Below are 15,637 nucleotides of genomic sequence, written 5' to 3' on the forward strand. Positions count from 1 at the left end.
AGTGTGAAAGCCGCTGCGCGGTTTACCCGCTCAGCTTACGGTCACCACAGGTGAACCGCTGGCAGATGCACCCGTACCGCGTTGCTCGTCGGCGATTCGCAGCGCCTCTTCGATCAGCGTCTCCACGATCTGGGCCTCGGGGACGGTCTTGATCACCTCGCCCTTGACGAAGATCTGGCCCTTGCCGTTGCCGGAGGCCACCCCGAGGTCGGCCTCGCGGGCCTCGCCCGGACCGTTGACCACGCAGCCCATCACCGCCACCCGCAGCGGCATGTCGAGACCTTCCAGACCCGCCGAGACCGCGTTGGCCAGCGTGTAGACGTCGACCTGCGCGCGCCCGCAGGACGGGCAGGACACGATCTCGAGCCCGCGCGGACGCAGGTTGAGCGATTCCAGGATCTGCGTACCGACCTTGACCTCTTCGACCGGCGGCGCCGACAGCGACACCCGGATGGTGTCACCGATGCCGCGCGACAGCAGTGCGCCGAACGCGACCGCCGACTTGATGGTGCCCTGGAAGGCCGGACCCGCCTCTGTGACGCCGAGATGTAAAGGGTAGTCGCACTTTTCGGCAAGTAACTCGTAGGCGGCCACCATCACGACGGGGTCGTTGTGCTTGACGCTGATCTTGATGTTGCCGAAACCGTGCTCCTCGAACAGCGAGGCCTCCCACAGCGCGGACTCCACCAGCGCCTCGGGGGTGGCCTTGCCGTACTTCTCCAGGAACCGCTTGTCCAGCGAGCCGGCGTTGACGCCGATGCGGATCGGGATGCCCGCGGCGCCCGCGGCCTTGGCGACCTCGCCGACCCGGCCGTCGAACTCCTTGATGTTGCCCGGGTTCACCCGGACAGCGGCACATCCGGCGTCGATCGCGGCAAAGATGTACTTGGGCTGGAAGTGGATGTCGGCGATCACCGGGATGTTGCTCTTTTTGGCGATCGCCGCCAGCGCGTCGGCGTCCTCCTGACGCGGACAGGCCACCCGCACGATGTCGCAGCCGGCCGCGGTCAGTTCGGCGATCTGCTGCAGGGTCGCGTTGACGTCGTGGGTCTTGGTGGTGCACATCGACTGCACCGAGATCGGGTAGTCGCTGCCGACTCCGACGTCGCGCACCATGAGTTGGCGGGTCTTACGCCGCGGCGCCAGGGTGGGCGCGGGAGGGGCGGGCATGCCCAGGCCTATGGAAGTCACGTGAATCTCCTACTGGAACAATCTGATCGGATTGACCAGGTCGGCGGTCACAGTCAGCAGCATGTAGCCGACCACCACGACGAGAATCACGTAGGTGGCGGGCATCAGCTTCATGTAGTCCACCGGTGCCGCGGCGACCTTGCCGCGCGCCGACCGGATCATGTTGCGGATCTTCTCGAAGAACGCGATCGCGATGTGTCCGCCATCGAACGGCAGCAACGGCACCAGGTTGATCGCGCCCAGCACGAAGTTGAGCTGGGCCAGGAAGAACCAGAACGCCACCCACAGCCCGTGGTCGACGGTGTCGCCGCCGATGATGCTGGCGCCGACGACGCTGATCGGGGTCTCCGGGTCGCGCTCGCCGCCGCCGATCGAGCGCACCAGCGCGCCGACCTTGGTCGGAATCTTCGCCAGCGACTTGGCCAGTTCGACGCCGAGGTCGCCGGTGAAGGTGAACGTCGCCGGGATCGCGGTCAGCGGGTTGTACTGCGTCGGGCCGAAACTGGCGGCACCGATACCGACCGCCCCGACGTTGGCCGGGCTGGCCTCCTTGCTGCCGTCCTTGGTGGTCCAGCGCTGGGTGGGCACCACGTCGACGTTGGTGGTGAATTCGTAGACGTCACCGTTCTGGGTGCGCTGCACGACGAAGGGTGTGGGGCCGGAGGCCTTGCGCACCGCGGTGACCATCTCGTCGAAGTTCTTCACCTCGGTGTCGCCGACCTTGATGACGGCATCGCCGGGCTTTATACCGGCCATCGCCGCCGGGCCTGCGCCCGTGCACGGCTCAAGCTTGCCCTTGGTGACTTCAGCTGCCACACAAGCGGTTTCACCGACGATGGCTTTGGTCGGCGGGTGCAGGTTGGGCAGACCCCACACGACGGCGATCGCGTAAATGAGCACCAGGCCGATGATGAAGTTCATCGCCGGGCCCGCGAAGAGCACCGCGACGCGCTTCCAGGTCTTCTGCTTGTACATCGCGTAGGGCTCGTCCTCGGGGGCAAGCTCCTCCACCGAGGTCATCCCCGCGATGTCGCAGAAACCGCCGGCGGGCACGGCCTTGAGGCCGTACTCGGTGTAGCCAAGCCGGTTGGGCCGCATCGTCGACCACACGGTGGGACCGAAGCCCACGAAGTAGCGGCGGACCTTCATTCCGGTGGCGCGCGCCACCCACATGTGACCGCACTCATGCAACGCCACCGAGACGAGGATGGCGAGTGCGAACAGCACGATACCGAGAGCGAACATCATCGGATTGCCGCGACCTCCTGTGTGACGGCGGCGCGGGCGCGTTCCCGAGCCCATCGCTGCGCGTCCAGTACTTCTTCCACGGTAGCCGGTTCGGCCGCCCACTGGTCGGCGGCGTGCAGGACGTCAGCGATTGTTCGCACAATCGCCGGGAAGCGGATCCGGCCGTCGAGGAACGCCGCGGCGGCCTCCTCGTTGGCGGCGTTGTAGACCGCGGTCATGCAGCCGCCGGTCTGCCCGGCGTGTCTGGCGAGGTCGACAGCCGGGAACACCGTGGCATCCAGCGGCTCGAACTCCCAGGTCGAGGCGGTGCTGAAGTCGCAGGCGGCGGCCGCACCGGCGACCCGGCCCGGCCAGCCCAGCGCCAGCGAGATCGGCAGCTTCATATCCGGCGGGCTGGCCTGGGCGATGGTGGAGCCGTCGGTGAACGTCACCATCGAGTGCACGATCGACTGCGGATGGACCACGACGTCGATGCGGTCGTACGGGATGCCGAACAGAAGGTGTGTCTCGATGAGCTCGAGACCCTTGTTGACCAGAGACGCCGAGTTCAGCGTGTTCATCGGGCCCATGTTCCAGGTGGGATGCGCCCCGGCCTGCTCGGGTGTGACCGATTCGAGGTCGGCGGCCGCCCAGCCGCGGAACGGGCCGCCGGAGGCGGTCAGCACCAGCCGGGCGACTTCGTCGTCAGCGCCGGAACGCAGGCACTGCGCCAGGGCGGAGTGCTCGGAGTCCACCGGCACGATCTGGCCGGGCTTGGCCGCACGCAGCACCAGCGGGCCGCCGGCGACCAGCGACTCCTTATTGGCCAGGGCCAGCCGTGCACCGCTGTCCAGCGCGGCCAGAGTGGGTTCCAGCCCTAGTGCCCCGACCAGGGCGTTGAGCACGACGTCGGCCTCAGTGTTCTGCACCAGCCGGGTGGCGGCGTCGGGGCCGCTGTAGGTGACGTCGGCGATCTTCTCGGCGGCCTGCGGGTCGGCGACGGCGATGTTGGTGACGCCTGTCTCGGCGCGCTGACGGGCCAGCAGGTCGGGGTTGCCGCCGCCGGCGGCCAGGCCGACGACCTCGAAGCGGTCCGGGTTGTCGGCGATGACCTCCAGCGCCTGGGTGCCGATCGAGCCGGTGCTGCCCAGGATCAGGACCCGTAGACGGTTGGCGGCGTTCACCCGGTCCATTGTGCCGCCTCCGGCGGCGATGTCCCATGCGCGCCGCCTGCGGCGGCGATGTCCCATGCGCGCCGCCTGCGGCGGCGATGTCCCATGCGCGCCGCCTCCGGCGGCAATGTCCCATGCCCAGGCGACTGTCGTGGAGCGCAGCCGGAAGGGACGGGCCGCGCTTCTTCGCCGCTAGTTGCCTGCGCTGGAACTATGACGCGTTTATGACCCGACCCCCGCTGCACCCGTCCGGGACGGAGTGCACGCCGAATCCCTTGTGCAATGCCGATCAAGACGCGGTCGGATTCGACTGAACACATCGAGATGACAAGGGAGTCACCCATGGGATTTCACCGCACCGCACTGACCGCCGCCGGACTGACCGCAGCCGCCGTGTTGTTCGCGGGCTGCTCGTCGACCAGCACGACGGCAGAGTCGACGACGACGACCACCGCCGCAGCCACCACCACAACCACCACCACGGCTGCCGCCGCACCCGCGGGCACCCTGGTCGGCCCGGGTTGTGCGAGCTACGCCGAGCAGGTGCCCACCGGGCCCGGATCGGTTGCCGGCATGTCGAAGGATCCGGTGACGGTGGCAGCGAGCAACAACCCGCTGCTCAAGACCCTGACCTCGGCGCTCTCGGGCAAACTCAACCCGAACGTCAACCTGGTCCAGACCCTCGACAGCGGACAGTTCACCGTGTTCGCACCCACTGACGACGCGTTCGCCAAGCTCGATCCGGCCACCGTCGACAAGCTCAAGACCGACTCGAATCTCTTGACCTCGATCCTGACCTACCACGTGGTTCCGGCCCAGGCCAGCCCCGCTCAGGTCGTCGGCGAGCACAAGACCGTCCAGGGCGGCACCGTCACGGTCACCGGCTCCGGTGACGCGCTGAAGGTCAACGACGCCAACGTCGTCTGCGGCGGTGTCCAAACCGCCAACGCGACCGTGTACCTCATCGACACGGTGCTGATGCCGCCCGCCCAGTAGCTCACTGCATGAGCCGGCTGCGGGACCGCCGTCAACCCGGCAACGTCGGCGGTCCCGCGCCGGCTCCCCCAACCCGAAGTACGACAACACGAAAGGAACGACGAATGTCGACCACGAAGTATAAGAAGGCAAGCGCCATGGCCGGTCTCACCGCGGCCGCAGTTCTCGGGCTCTCGCTGGCGGTGTCCCCGACAGCGGCGGCAGACGACCCGGCCGCGAACCTGGTCGGGCCCGGCTGCGCGGCCTACGCCGAGCAGGTGCCGACGGGTCCGGGATCGGTCGCCGGCATGGCGGTCTCGCCGGTTGCCGTTGCGGCGTCGAACAATCCACTGCTGACCACGCTGACCGCCGCGGTGTCGGGCAAGCTCAACCCGAACGTCAACCTGGTGGACACGCTCAACGGTGGACAGTTCACGGTGTTCGCCCCGACTGACGCGGCCTTCGCCAAGCTGGATCCGGCGACCATCGAGACACTGAAGACGAACTCGGATCTGCTGACCTCCATCCTGACCTACCACGTGGTCCCCGGCCAGGCTGCCCCGGCCGCGGTGGTCGGCACCCACAAGACGGTCCAGGGTGCTGATCTGACGGTCACCGGCTCCGGTAATCACCTGACGGTCAACGGTGCCAATGTGGTCTGCGGTGGCGTCAAGACCGCCAATGCCACGGTGTACCTGATCGACACGGTGCTGCTGCCGCCCGCATAGTTCTTCCTGGCACCACCAGACCGGCCGGCTGCGGCGGCGCGTTTCTCCTTCACGCCGCCCAGCCGGCCTTCTGGTATGCGGGTCGTCTCAGTAGGCGCCGGTGGCGCGCAGCATGGCCCGCACCGTCTTGACGACGATCATCAGATCGGCCATCAGCGACCAGTTTTCGACATAGCTGATGTCCAGCCTTACCGACACATCCCACGGCAGATCCGAACGTCCACTCACCTGCCACAGCCCCGTGATGCCCGGCCGGACGAGCAGCCGACGCCGCACGGCGGCGTCATAGCCGGCGACCTCGCTGGCCAGCGGCGGCCGCGGGCCGACGACGCTCATGTCCCGACGCAGAACGTTGACGAACTGCGGGATCTCGTCGAGGCTGTAGCGCCGCAACACCCTGCCCACCGCCGTGACCCGCGGATCGCGGCGGATCTTGAACAGAACCCCGCCATCGCTTTCGTTGAGCGCGGCCAGCTCCGCCAGCATCTGGTCGGCGCCGTTGACCATGGTCCGGAACTTGATCATCCGAAAGGGCTTGCCGTCCAAACCTATCCGTTCGGACAGGTAGAACACCGGCCCGGCGCTGGTGGCTTTGACCGCCAACGCCACCGCCAGCGTCAGCGGTAGCGTGACCACCAGCACGGCAAGGGAGAAGACGATGTCGAACAACCGCTTCTCGAAGCCCTTGGCCCCGTTGTAGCGCGGCTTCTCGACGTGGATCAACGGCAGGCCGCCGACGGGGCGCATCAGCAGCCGCGGACTGGCGACGTCGACGACGCCCGGTGACACCAATAGGTCGACGTCATGCTTCTCCAACTGCCAGGACAGGTCGCGAATGCCGCCGGCGCCCATGCGTTCGGTGGCCGTCACGGCAACCGCGTCGGCGCCGGTCTCCTGCACTGCACGCAACAGCTCGGCGCCGTCGTAGACGGGCACGACGCCGACCGAGTCGATTTCGACGCCGACAGCGCTGCCTGCGTCGGGTACGCAGACACCTACCACGACATACCCTGAATCAGATTGCCGCGACATCGATTCGGCGAGCTCACGCACAGCATGCAGCTGCCCCATCGCGACGACCGGGGTCGCATACAGGCCGTGTTTGCGCCGGCCCCTGGCGATGGAACGCCGCACCACCCAGCGGCCGACGAGCAGGGCCAGTAGACCCAGCGGCAAGGCGATGGCGAGGTAGCCGCGCGCGATATCGAGCTTGCACACCATCGAGACGATCGCGATGCCGCCGAACAGCGCCAGCGTCGCCGACAGCACCAGCCGGTACTCCTCGGCTCCCTCGCCGATGATCCGCAGCGACCGTGTCCGGTATACCGATAAGGCCGCGAGCCACGCCGCGACGAGCGATACCGAGAGCACCGTGTAGTCGATCGATTTGAAGGAGTCACCCCATCCTGCGGCCACGTCGAACCGCAGCCAGTGCGCCGCAAACACCGCGGCGGTGACCGCAGCCGCGTCCACCTTGCGCAACCGCGATGCATAGCCCTTTCGCCACGACACCCGGGCGGCACGGGTCTCCAGGAGGGTCGATTCAACCGACATCTGACGTCTGTCCGATCTCCCCGACCAGCACCCGCAAAATTGTGATGCTTGCAATGAATACTGTGGCACATCTGTTTGCTATGTGCACGATGGAAAAGATGATGTAACTCATATGAATCGTTGTGCAGTAAGTGTTTACAGCGTCATTCCTTTGGTCTCCACCGGGTAAACGGCGGTCACAAATTGACGCATCCGTTTGCCACACTCTTGCCGCCGAAGCGATCGAGAAGCCATGCAATCTGGTCGGCGGCGTCAATATCGGCATGCCCTTTTCCATCTTCCAGACGCCACACCACTGTTCCTCCCCGCGCACACGCCGCGGCGATGGCCCGGGAGGTCCACTCCGGGTCGATGTAGGTGTCGGCGGTACCGAAGACCACCGACAGCGGAGCTGACAAGGGCCGCTGAGGCAGCGCCCAGTTGCGCAGCATTGCGGTCAGCACCGCGGCCGGGCGCGGGCCGGCGGGCGCGAAGTCGAACGGCCCGATGTCGGGTGCCACCGCCGCCCTGGTGTGCACGAGCGCGCCCGAGCATGCCGACAGCGCAGCCCAGTTCGCGGCGGCCACCCCCCGGCGGAAGTCGTCGAGGTTGAGCTGCGGGTGCAGTCGGCCCAGTGACGCCAACACCCACTGCATCAGCGGGCGCTGATCGGTGCTCAGCGTTCCCCGCGTTGCCTTGTCCACCAACCCCACCATGTCGGCGGCCGGCGACAATGCCACCGCCCCAACGAGCTTCAGCTCCGGCGCATAGTCGGCGGCCTGCTCGTCGGCCGCCCACACCGCGCCACCGCCCTGCGAACCGCCGAACGCGGCGAAGGTGTTCGACACCTCGGGGAAGGTGGCGCGAAGGGCACGGACCGCGTCGAGGATGTTGAGCCCCGCAGTCCGGGAATCCAGGTACGGATGCACACCGGCGGCGCCGAGTCCCTGATAGTCGGCGAAGGCCACCGCGTAGCCGAGCTTGACGAACCCGGCGACCACCGGCGCCTGCCCAAGCAGATCGTCGGACAACGACGGCGCGCACGGCTGGTCGATCCCGGTGGTTCCATGGCCGAACGCCACTACCGGCCAACCACCCTGTGGGGCATATCCTTTGGGCACGAACACCGTCCCGGACACCACAGTGGCCTGGCCGGTGTCACCTTCTGTCGACCGGTAGACCACCCGAGCTGACCGCACGCCCAGCGAGGACAGCACGCCGGTGAGATTCGGCATCGTCATCGCGCTGACCAACGTACCGGGCCCGGTGCCGCCGAGGGTGGCCGTGCTGACCGGGACGGCCTGTTCGGCGGCACCGCGCACCCACCGCTCGCCAGTGCGGTAGACCACCACACCTGCCGCGGTCAGCAGCAGGGTGGCCAGCAGCGCACCGGCGATCACCACCGCGCGTCGGACCCTCATCGCCGGTACCGCTTCGCCACCGCCATCGCGGGCTTCTCGACGAAACGGTGCGTCAGCGAAGCAAGGACCAGGCTTACCGCCAGCACGAGCGCGACGTTGCGCAGCATGCCGGCGACCGTGTCACCGGCCATCAGTCCATGCCGGCCGAGGACCAGCAGCACCGGAAAGTGCCACAGGTACACCGACAGTGAGATCTCGCCGACGTAGCGCAGCGGCGCCCAGTCCAGCGCGGCGGCGAACCGGGAATGCTCGCCACGGGCCAGGGGCGCGACGATGAACAGGATCAGCAGCGCCGACAGCAGCGCCACGGCAGTGCTGGAGACGTGCGAGTGCAGCGCGATCAATACCAGGCTCGCGGCCGCGGCGGCCAGCAGCAGTGGCACGCAATACCACCGCAGCCGGCGTACCACATGGCCGGTGAGCAGTCCGGTGCCGATCGCGGCGAAGAGCACCGCGGCGATCATGCCGAAGGCGAAGTTGTCGGCCAGTGAGACGAAGCTGCGGTTGTACACGGCAAGCCAGTTCGGCCCCCACTCGGCGAGATTGGGGTCGTTGACTCCGACCCACTGCTGCACCACCGGGGCAAGTGCCTTGCCGAGCGCCCCGAGCATGATCAGAATCAGCGGGGCCAGCAGCGCCACCGGGATCGGCGCCAGCGCGGTGCGCCTGCGCAGTGCCAGCGCCATCGCCCCGAACACCGGCAGCGACAGGTAAAACACCAGCTCCAGCGACAACGACCACGACGGGTTCAGCCCGGTCTGGAAGTACTGCGGCAGATAGCTTTGCAGCAGAGTCAGATTCGCTACCAACGCGCCGGGGTCGGTCATCCGGCCCGTCCCGGCGTCGGTACCCGGCGGCTGGATCGCGACGTTCTCGAGGTACACCGCGCCGAAGACAAGGCTGCTGATCAGAAAGATGGTCAGATACGCCGGGAACACCCGCAGCAGGCGGTGGACGCCGAAAACCCGGGTGTCGGGCCATTTCGCGGCCGCGGGCTCGGCGAGGATCGCGCGCACGAACGGCAGGTACAGCAGGAACCCGCTGAGCGCGAAGAAGAACACCAGCGCCTGACCGAGCAGCTGGAGCTTGAAGGCGTCCATGACCTTGGGCGAGTAGTGGGCGTTGACGTGCAACACCAGCACCGCCGCGCAGGCCAGCCCGCGCGGACCGTCGAGGCCGACGATGCGGCGGGCCGCCGGCTTGGCGACCGGCGCTGCCTCCGGTGTGGCAGCGCCGACCGGTTTGTCCTGCAATGTCATTGGCGGCCCTGCCCAACTGGCTCATCAGGTGAGCGGGGTGAGCAGGCGTTCAGCGGCACGTCGCCGTCGAACCGCTGGCGGATCCAACCGAACGCCACCGCGGCATCGATGTCGCCGTGGCCTTTGTCGGGCTGTAGGTAGTACTCCACGGTACTACCCATCGCACAGGCCTTCTCGAGCGCCTGCTTGGTCCAGGCGGGTGAGATCAGGGTGTCGCGGCCGCCGTAGATGACGAGCATCGGCGCGGTGGACCGCTGCTGCGGGACGCTCATCCTGGCCAGGTGTGCACGCAGCACGTCGGTGGCTGCCGGGCTCGAGGGCCGCAGGTCGTCGGCGGTGATGCGTTGGGCGACTTCGGCACGTTGGCTCGACTTCTCGGGGGCGCACGACGACAGGACGGCCCAGTTGTCGGCGACCACGCCGCGGCGGTAGTCGTCGAGGTTGAGCTGCGGGTCCTCCTCGGCGAGCGCATAGAGAACCCACTGCAGTAGCGGACCCTGGTCGGCGGTCAGCGTGCCCGCCGCGGCGGCGTCGGCCAGCCCGGTGAGGTCGGTGGCCGGCACCAGGCTCACTGAACCGAGCAGGTCCAGGTCCGGGGCGTAGCTGGTGGCCAATTCGTTTGCCGCCCAGGCGGCTTGGCCGCCCTGCGAGCCGCCGAAGGCCACCCAGCGCTTCGAGGTGTCGGGAACGAGCCTGCGCGCGGCACGCACCGCGTCGATCAGGTTGCGGCCACCGGTCCCGGCATCGAGATACGGGTGGTAGGTCCCGTCGAGCCCGAGGCCCTGGAAGTCGGGCACCGTCACCACGTAGCCGGCCTTCACCAGCGGGACCACGACCTCCGAGGTGCCCAGCAGCGTCGGCGACAGCGACGGCGCACAGTCCTTCTGCACGCCGGTCGACCCGTGCCCGAACGCGACGATCGGCCAGCCGCCCTCGGGTGGTGTGCCGCGTGGGACGAACACGGTGCCCGAAACCAGTTGGGAACTGCCGTCGATGGCGGATTCGGAGGTGTAGGTGATCCGCGCCGCCGTCGAGGTGACCGCGGTGATCCTGCGGTCGATGGTCGGCAGGGTCGCCGCAGACCGCAACGCGCCGGGACCGGATCCGGAGAAGTCACCGGCGAGCGCGATCGCGCCGAGCTCGGGACGGGCCGGGGCGGGCGGGTGCGCCAGCACCGAACACGACACCAGCGCCAGAACGGTCGCCACCCAGAGCGGAGTCAGCCGCCACCTCATCGGTTTGCCTTCCCAATCGCTTCGACGACCACATGATCGAGTTGGCCCGTGGTCAGTACGGTGGCGCCGCGAATTCCCCTGGCCAGCAACAGGACACAGCTCAGGACGCACCCCAGTACGGCGCCCAGGGTGACGTAGCGGCCCGCCGCGGCCCGGACCTCGACCGCGGTGGCGCTGCCGACCGGAATCAGCTCGCCGGTCGGGCCCTGGGCCGACCATTCCAGTTCGCGGGCCACTCCGACGAGGTTGCGCGCCAGCGCATCGGCCGTCGTCATCGCCTGCTGGCGCGACGTGTCGTCGACGCCGACATCAAGCAGCACTGAACCCGGCGTCACCCGCGCGGTGACCCGCTCGGCGAGCCGGCGCGGTGTGGTCGCCAAATTCTGCTCCGCGATGGTCCGGGCGAGCACCTGCTGGGACACCGCCAACGCCGAGTAGCCCTGCATGCGGGCCAGGGCATCACGGCTTCCGCTGAACGCGCTGCGCGGTTCGGGGGCACCGGGCACCGTGGCGAACACCGGAACATGCGCGGTGTAGGTGGTGTCCCGGGTCTGCGCCACCCCGAAGCCGGCGACACCGGCCAGGACGGTGGCACCCACGATCACCAGCCAGGACTGCCGCAGGATGGCCGCATAGTCGCGCAGGCGCGGCGCGTGGTCCGGAGCGATCATCGTTGCCCCGCACAGGCATTGAACGGCCGCTGACCGTCAAAGCGGGCTTTCACCCAGGGCAGCGACCGGCTGCTGTCGAGGTCGGCGTGCCCTTCACCGATCCGCTCTTCGAAGTCCACCACGTCGCCCTGGGCGCAGGCGTTGCCGATGGCCTTCTTGGTCCACTCGTCGTTGACGAGGGGGTCCACGGTGCCGAATTGGACCAACAACGGGCCAGTCGCGGGATGCTGCGGTAAAGCCATCTGCCGCAACAGCTCACGCAGCCGGGCGGCGGCTTGCGGGGTGGCCGGGCGCAGATCCGAGGCCTGCATGCCGTCGACCACACCGGCGTAGCGGGACGGATCCGCCGGGGTGCAGTCGAGCAGTTCGTCCCAGTGCTTCGCCGTGTAGCCCGAGACGTAGTCGGACAGCGCGAAATCCGGATGCGACCACGCCATGCCCTGCAGCGCGAACGCCAGCAGGGGCATCTGCTCACGGGTGAGGCTGCCACTGGCAGCCGCATCGGCCAGCGAGGTCATATCGGCGACCGGCACCAGCGCGGCGGTCCCGACGAGGGTCAGTCCCGCGCCGTAGCTGCCGGCCTGGTCGGCGGCGGCCCACGCCGCCATCCCGCCCAGCGACACACCGTAGGCGGCCCACCGCAGTCCCGTCCGCGGATCGATCTTGCGGGCCGCCCGCACCGCGTCGATCATGTTCCGCCCGAAGACCCGCGAGTCCAGGTAGGGATGGGTGAAGCCGGGGACCCCGAGACCCTCGTAGTCGGTCATCGCGACGACGAACCCGTTCTGCACCAGCGCCGCGACCATCGGAGCGTTGCCCAGCAGGTTCTCGTACATCGTCGGCGCGCACCGGTTCAGCACACCGGAGGTCCCGTGCCCGAACGACACCACCGGCCATCCGCCCTTGGGGGGCGGTCCGGCCGGTATCGCCACCAGACCCGACACCTGGGTGGGTTCGCCGATCTCCGACGTCGATCGGTACACGACCCGAAACGCGGTGGCGTCCACCTCGTCGAGTTCGGCGTTGCCGTCGAACCGGTCGACCGACACCAGCGAGCCGGGTCCGTTACCGCCCATCTCCGGCGGCGGGAGCGTCACCGCACCCTCGAACGACGGTGTCAGGTCACGAATCGCGTTGCTGGATGCGCTATTCAGCGGCGGCGGTGCCGACGGGGGCGGTCCGCAGCCGGCGATCAGCGCTACGGTGAGCGCTACGATGGGGACCGTGCGCCTGCGTAAGGCGGGCATCATGGTTCGCGGTCGCCGACTCCGGACAATGCCGCCGGCTCGGCGGGCACGTCGACAGGTTCCTCGGCGGGCTCCGTCGGTGCGGTCTGCTCACCACGGCGCCGGTGCTGAGTGATCTCCCGACGGTGACCGGGTTCGAATGTGGCCACAGTGCCGATGATCTCGGCGTGGGTAGCCTGCAGCATCGCCACGGCACGCCGCAACACGGGCGCGCGGGTCCGGCCCAGGCGAGCCAGCACGATCGCACCGTCACTGGCACCGGCGACGAACGCGCCCTCGGTGCTGGATGACAGCGGCGGGGTGTCGATCAGCACGTAGTCGAACTGGTCACGCAGCGCGGCGATGGCCTCGCCCGCGTCGCCGGCGGGCCACAGTCGGCTGCTCGCCTTGGGCACCGGACCTGCCGGGACGAGGCTGAAGTGGTGTCCTCCTGCGTCGGAGATCAGCGCCCTGCTGACATCGTGGTGACCGGCGAGCACAGTGCTCAGCCCGCGTCTGCGGGCCGCTGACTGCTGGTCTGCGGACAGTCCCAGCCGGGTGGCCAGGGCGGGGTTGCCCAGGTCGCCGTCGACGACGGCAACCCGATACCCGCTGCTGGTCAGGGCGGCGGCGAGGTCGATGACCACGGTGGTGCGGCCCTCCCCGCGATCGCAGCCGGTGACGGCGAGGACGTGCGGTCGGCGGCCGTGCGCACCGCGGGCGAACTGGAGATTGGTGCACAGCTCCGCCAGCCGCTCGGCATACGGACCGCCGGCGTCGACGTCGGCCACCTCGACGGCGCTGCGTCCGGGATCGGCAGGCAATGTCGTCAGCAGCAGGGAGTCCGTGACGGTCTGAACCGCTGCGCTGCGCCGCAGCCTGGTGTCGAGCAGACCCACGAGGACGGTCAGCACCACTCCGGCCGCGAACCCCGCAGCCACCCCGAGCAGGACCTGCGCCAGCACCGTCGGGCCGATCGGAAGTTGCGGATAGGTCGCGTCGTCGACCACCACCGCGCCCGCCGCGGGGCTACCACCGCGGCGCGAGGTCTCCAGCTCACTGATGACCTCGACGAGTTGGTCCGACACGGCATTGGCATACATCTGCGCGGTGGCCGGATCGCGGTCTTTCACGGCGATGTCGAGCAGCACGGTCTTGTCGACGGGCCGGGCCGAGATCCGGGATCGCAACTCCTCGGCCGGGATTCCGGACTTGAGCTGGTTGGCCGCGCGTGCCGCGACCTGCTCGCTGGTGGCCAGCCCGGCGTAGGACACCACCCGCTCCTGGGAGAACAGGTTGTTCTGGTAGGCCTCACCGACCGAGGTCCCGCCCTGGGTGCTCACAAACAACCGGGCCGTGGACTCGTACATCGGAACGCTGGTCGCCGCAAGGGCATAGCCGATGCCACCACCTGAGACGGTGACGACCAGAACGACCCACCAGTAGCGGCGCACGATTGTGAGGTAGTCGCCAATACCCAAGCCGGATCTCCATTCCCCTGTGGCGCCCGACCAACGATCACCCTAGACGCTGCGGCGCGATTCGGCATAGCGGGAGGCGTTTCGCTCTGTTGCATTGCGCGGTGGAGATGTAACGATATTCCCGTGCAGCGCAACAAAATAACGCGTCGGACAATAATTGCCGACGCTGCGATCGTGATCGCCTGCTGTTTGCTGTCGGGCGCCGCACTGATAGGCGGGGCACTACCGGTGGCGGTCCTGCTCGGGCTCAGCAGCGCCGCTGTCGGCACCTACATCGGTCTGCGTCATCCGTTGTGGCTCTTCTGGTTACTGGCGGTGACGCTGGCGGCGCTACCGTTCGGCTACTTCCCGGGCGTGCACGCTCCGCTGACCTTCGGCTTCGGCACCGCGGTCCTGCTCGCGTCGTTGCTGCATCGCAGCCATACCGTCACGGTGTCCGCACTGGAGATCGCAGTGCTGGCGTTGGTCGGTGTGTCGGCGGTCTCGGTGGCGGCCACATTCCAGTCACCGACAGATCTCGCAGAGTTCGGCAAATGGACGGTCTCAACCTTGCTCGTGGTCGTCCTTTTGCGGTTGTCCACAACCGATCTGACGCGATTCGGCCGCATCTACGCGGTCGCCTCGGCGGTGGCGGCACTGTTCGCGATCGTCATCGTCGTCGGCGATCCGAACGGCCGCCTGATCAGCTATTTGTCCTTCGTGGGGTACGGACGGGAGTCCAACAGCACACGTTTCGTCTACAGCGAAGCCGGAAACACAGTCCGGCTGGCGGGCACCTATATCGACCCCAACACCGCCGGAATCGGCTTGGTGGTCGCATTGGCCGTCACACTCGTGGTTTTCACCGGCTGGCATCGTGTGGCGTTGGCCACTCTTTTCGTGGTGGCCGTGGCATTGACACTGAGTCGCGCCGCCATGTTCAGCATTCTCGGTGGCCTGGTGGTGCTCGTGTTGTTCCATACGCTGAGCTCGCGTCAACGGCGAACTATCTTCGCCGCCTTGGCTGTTGCTGTCCTGGCCGCGGTCGCCACCCCGCAGGTACGCCGGCGGGTGTTCTCCTCGTTCGGCAGCGGTGACGCCGGATCGTCAGCGCGCGCCGACGCACTGGACAACTTCGCGACCGTGATGCACGGGCACTGGCTGTCCGGGCTCGGTTGGGGCCGGCCGGAATTCAAGGAACCCAGCAAGAGCTTCGAAGTCAACTACGTTGCCAACGCCCCCCTGCTCACGGTGTATCGCGGCGGAATCGTCACCGGCGTGATATTTCTCACCGTTCTGCTGGTGGCAGCCGCCATCGCGTATCGGACACTGCGATCGACCGATACCTCGCACGCGGCGCTGGCCGGCATCTTCATTGGCTTCACGCTGGTTGCCCTGCAACTCGACTTCCCCGTCGTCACGATTCCGTCGGTGACGATGATGTTCTCGGTTCTGCTCGTCTTCCTGGCGAGAAACGATCCGGCCGCGCACCAACGAGTTCCGGCCACCCGCACGCTCGCCGTCGCGGCAGCGCACTGA

General features: G+C 68.0%; 13 protein-coding genes. 3 read left to right on the top strand and 10 right to left on the bottom strand.

Features of this window, described 5'->3' with window-relative positions; translation table 11 throughout:
- Positions 1 to 30: 30 nt before the first annotated feature.
- Genes ispG through dxr form a run of 3 tightly spaced genes read right to left on the bottom strand, consistent with a single transcriptional unit; the run spans position 31 to position 3,611 of the window.
- Positions 31 to 1,170: a flavodoxin-dependent (E)-4-hydroxy-3-methylbut-2-enyl-diphosphate synthase gene (gene ispG / locus HBE64_RS15170; protein ID WP_167109244.1), complete on the bottom strand. Its 1,140-nt coding sequence runs from the start codon at positions 1,168 to 1,170 to the stop codon at positions 31 to 33.
- Positions 1,171 to 1,200: 30 nt separating this feature from the next.
- Positions 1,201 to 2,439, bottom strand: a complete 1,239-nt coding sequence (locus HBE64_RS15175; protein WP_167103675.1) for an RIP metalloprotease — start codon at positions 2,437 to 2,439, stop codon at positions 1,201 to 1,203.
- A complete protein-coding gene (gene dxr / locus HBE64_RS15180; RefSeq protein ID WP_167109246.1) occupies positions 2,436 to 3,611 on the bottom strand; it encodes a 1-deoxy-D-xylulose-5-phosphate reductoisomerase in 1,176 nt (391 codons plus the stop codon). The genes HBE64_RS15175 and dxr overlap by 4 nt, the downstream gene beginning before the upstream one ends.
- Positions 3,612 to 3,932: 321 nt before the next feature.
- Here dxr and HBE64_RS15185 point away from each other — a divergent pair, with 321 nt between their 5' ends.
- Both HBE64_RS15185 and HBE64_RS15190 read left to right on the top strand, forming a co-directional pair.
- The gene (locus HBE64_RS15185) at positions 3,933 to 4,586 is read left to right on the top strand and encodes a fasciclin domain-containing protein (protein WP_167103676.1); all 654 of its coding nucleotides are present in this window, start codon (positions 3,933 to 3,935) and stop codon (positions 4,584 to 4,586) included.
- Positions 4,587 to 4,690: 104 nt separating this feature from the next.
- Positions 4,691 to 5,293 carry a fasciclin domain-containing protein gene (locus tag HBE64_RS15190; protein WP_167103677.1) on the top strand — a complete coding sequence of 201 codons (603 nt, stop codon included), beginning with the start codon at positions 4,691 to 4,693 and terminating at the stop codon, positions 5,291 to 5,293.
- 87 nt (positions 5,294 to 5,380) lie between these two features.
- Here HBE64_RS15190 and HBE64_RS15195 read toward each other — a convergent pair whose 3' ends face one another.
- The 7 genes from HBE64_RS15195 to HBE64_RS15225 all read right to left on the bottom strand — a co-directional run bounded on the left by HBE64_RS15195 (position 5,381) and on the right by HBE64_RS15225 (position 14,119).
- Positions 5,381 to 6,847: a sugar transferase gene (locus HBE64_RS15195; RefSeq protein WP_167103678.1), complete on the bottom strand. Its 1,467-nt coding sequence runs from the start codon at positions 6,845 to 6,847 to the stop codon at positions 5,381 to 5,383.
- A gap of 176 nt (positions 6,848 to 7,023) precedes the next feature.
- Positions 7,024 to 8,247, bottom strand: a complete 1,224-nt coding sequence (locus HBE64_RS15200) for a lipase family protein (protein WP_167103679.1) — start codon at positions 8,245 to 8,247, stop codon at positions 7,024 to 7,026.
- Positions 8,244 to 9,506, bottom strand: a complete 1,263-nt coding sequence (locus HBE64_RS15205; protein ID WP_167103681.1) for an acyltransferase — start codon at positions 9,504 to 9,506, stop codon at positions 8,244 to 8,246. The genes HBE64_RS15200 and HBE64_RS15205 overlap by 4 nt, the downstream gene beginning before the upstream one ends.
- A complete protein-coding gene (locus HBE64_RS15210; protein ID WP_167103683.1) occupies positions 9,503 to 10,741 on the bottom strand; it encodes a lipase family protein in 1,239 nt (412 codons plus the stop codon). Before HBE64_RS15210 ends, HBE64_RS15205 begins: the two co-directional genes overlap by 4 nt.
- Positions 10,738 to 11,412 carry a YveK family protein gene (locus HBE64_RS15215; protein WP_167103685.1) on the bottom strand — a complete coding sequence of 225 codons (675 nt, stop codon included), beginning with the start codon at positions 11,410 to 11,412 and terminating at the stop codon, positions 10,738 to 10,740. The genes HBE64_RS15210 and HBE64_RS15215 overlap by 4 nt, the downstream gene beginning before the upstream one ends.
- Entirely contained in the window at positions 11,409 to 12,662 is a 1,254-nt protein-coding gene (locus HBE64_RS15220) for a lipase family protein (RefSeq protein ID WP_243841331.1), read from the bottom strand. Before HBE64_RS15220 ends, HBE64_RS15215 begins: the two co-directional genes overlap by 4 nt.
- Complete coding sequence (locus HBE64_RS15225) at positions 12,659 to 14,119, bottom strand: polysaccharide biosynthesis tyrosine autokinase (RefSeq protein ID WP_167103688.1); 1,461 nt, start codon at positions 14,117 to 14,119, stop codon at positions 12,659 to 12,661. The genes HBE64_RS15220 and HBE64_RS15225 overlap by 4 nt, the downstream gene beginning before the upstream one ends.
- 174 nt (positions 14,120 to 14,293) lie before the next feature.
- Between HBE64_RS15225 and HBE64_RS15230 the strand changes: the two genes are divergently transcribed.
- The gene (locus HBE64_RS15230; RefSeq protein ID WP_167103691.1) at positions 14,294 to 15,637 is read left to right on the top strand and encodes an O-antigen ligase family protein; all 1,344 of its coding nucleotides are present in this window, start codon (positions 14,294 to 14,296) and stop codon (positions 15,635 to 15,637) included.

This window comes from Mycobacterium sp. DL592 (genome assembly GCF_011694515.1).
In the GTDB taxonomy this organism is placed as follows: Bacteria; Actinomycetota; Actinomycetes; order Mycobacteriales; family Mycobacteriaceae; genus Mycobacterium.

Coding starts and splice junctions, on each gene's coding strand:
- ispG (WP_167109244.1), bottom strand. CDS start 1,170: ATGCCCGCCCCTCCCGCGCCCACCCTGGCGCCGCGGCGTAAGACCCGC.
- HBE64_RS15175 (WP_167103675.1), bottom strand. CDS start 2,439: ATGATGTTCGCTCTCGGTATCGTGCTGTTCGCACTCGCCATCCTCGTC.
- dxr (WP_167109246.1), bottom strand. CDS start 3,611: ATGGACCGGGTGAACGCCGCCAACCGTCTACGGGTCCTGATCCTGGGC.
- HBE64_RS15185 (WP_167103676.1), top strand. CDS start 3,933: ATGGGATTTCACCGCACCGCACTGACCGCCGCCGGACTGACCGCAGCC.
- HBE64_RS15190 (WP_167103677.1), top strand. CDS start 4,691: ATGTCGACCACGAAGTATAAGAAGGCAAGCGCCATGGCCGGTCTCACC.
- HBE64_RS15195 (WP_167103678.1), bottom strand. CDS start 6,847: ATGTCGGTTGAATCGACCCTCCTGGAGACCCGTGCCGCCCGGGTGTCG.
- HBE64_RS15200 (WP_167103679.1), bottom strand. CDS start 8,247: ATGAGGGTCCGACGCGCGGTGGTGATCGCCGGTGCGCTGCTGGCCACC.
- HBE64_RS15205 (WP_167103681.1), bottom strand. CDS start 9,506: ATGACATTGCAGGACAAACCGGTCGGCGCTGCCACACCGGAGGCAGCG.
- HBE64_RS15210 (WP_167103683.1), bottom strand. CDS start 10,741: ATGAGGTGGCGGCTGACTCCGCTCTGGGTGGCGACCGTTCTGGCGCTG.
- HBE64_RS15215 (WP_167103685.1), bottom strand. CDS start 11,412: ATGATCGCTCCGGACCACGCGCCGCGCCTGCGCGACTATGCGGCCATC.
- HBE64_RS15220 (WP_243841331.1), bottom strand. CDS start 12,662: ATGATGCCCGCCTTACGCAGGCGCACGGTCCCCATCGTAGCGCTCACC.